The 1,488-nt window shown below is 31.2% G+C and carries 1 protein-coding gene; it reads right to left on the bottom strand.

Annotated features, from left to right (window positions below; translation table 11 throughout):
• Nucleotides 1–1,488: amino acid adenylation domain-containing protein (locus tag CKA54_RS07575; protein WP_120760938.1), on the bottom strand; the 1,488-nt coding region annotated here is incomplete at both ends.

The raw sequence follows: 1,488 nt of genomic DNA, 5'->3' as shown, positions 1-1,488 counted from the left end.
TCCACTCAAAACCTTCCTATCAATCTTTCCGTTTGCATTTAAAGCAAATTGTTCTACTTTAATAAATTTCTTAGGTATCATATAAGCAGGAAGTTTATCTTTTAAAAAGTTTTTAAGATCTAATTCTTCCTTGCTTTCATAAAAACAAATAATTTCTTCTTTAAAAATACAAGCACAATTTCTTACATTCTCGTGAGAATTTATAATACTTTCTATCTCTCCAAGTTCTATACGGTGTCCCATGTATTTGATTTGATGATCTATTCTACCATAGCATAAAAGCTCACCAAATTCATTATAAGCTACCACATCGCCTGTTTTATAAAGCAAGTCTAAGTAGTTATCGTGCAAAGGATTTTGCACAAAAGCTTGCTTTGTTTTTTCTTTATCATTGTAATACCCTAAAGAAAGACAAGTTCCTCTTACATAGAGTTCGCCTTTGATTCCTACTTGACTTGGAGTAATCAAATTTAAATCCTCATCAAAGACTAGAAGCTGGGTGTTTTTACAAGCTTTACCTATAGGTAAAAGTTCATCATCGCTAAATTGCCTATCCACTATGTAAAAAGAGCACACATCGGTGATTTCAGTAGGTCCATAAAGATTGGCAAATAAAGTTTTAGGAAGGCGCTTGCGCCAAATGTTGAGTTGTTTATTTGGCATGATTTCACCACAAAAGAGAACTTTATTTAAACATTTTAGCTTGAAGGTATCAAGAGCGTTGGTATTGGCAAAATAAATTAGCACAGAAGGCACCCAAAAAATCATGGTAATTTTTTCTTGCTCTAAATACTCTAAAATTTTATTTGGAAAAGCAAAAAGATGATTAGGAATGATGTGAAGCGTAGCGCCCATTTTAACAGAGCTAAATATATCTAATATACTATTATCAAAGTAAAACGGTGCTTGATTCGCAAGTATATCATCATGGCTTAGTTTAAAGGTCCCACACACCCAAAAAGTATAATCAATCACACTTTTATGGCTTATACTTACTCCTTTTGGCACCCCTGTGCTTCCACTTGTAAAAAATACATAAAGTAAGTTTGTATCTATATGAGCATTTAGAGCTTTTTCTAAAGCATTTTCATTTATATCAAAGCTTTCAAAATCTTCTGTGAAAATGGTATCAAGATTAAAATCCAAATTTAATTTTTTAGAAGTGATTAAAAGCTTTGGTTTTAAAACTTCTATGACTTTTTCTACACGCTCTTTGGGGCTTTTTTCATCTAAAAGCGTATAAAAATTCCCACTTTTTGCTACACCAAAAAAAGAAAGCAAACAATCAATCCCTTTAGGAAGTATGATTAGTATAGGCTCTTGTATGCTTTTTGTAGGAAGTTTAGAAAGAATTTTACTTGCTATTTTTTTACTTAAATCATCAAAGTCTTTATAGCTTATACTTTTGCCATTAAACTCAACAAAAGCATTTTTATTTCCAAATTTAGTAACGCTTTCTTGTAAAAAATCATTGATGTGGGTTGTCAT

The sequence above is a fragment of the Campylobacter sp. P255 genome, from assembly GCF_003627915.1.
Classification (GTDB): domain Bacteria; phylum Campylobacterota; class Campylobacteria; order Campylobacterales; family Campylobacteraceae; genus Campylobacter_D.
The sequence above is the reverse complement of the archived record's forward strand: the minus strand, read 5'-3'. Positions and strand labels throughout refer to the sequence as shown.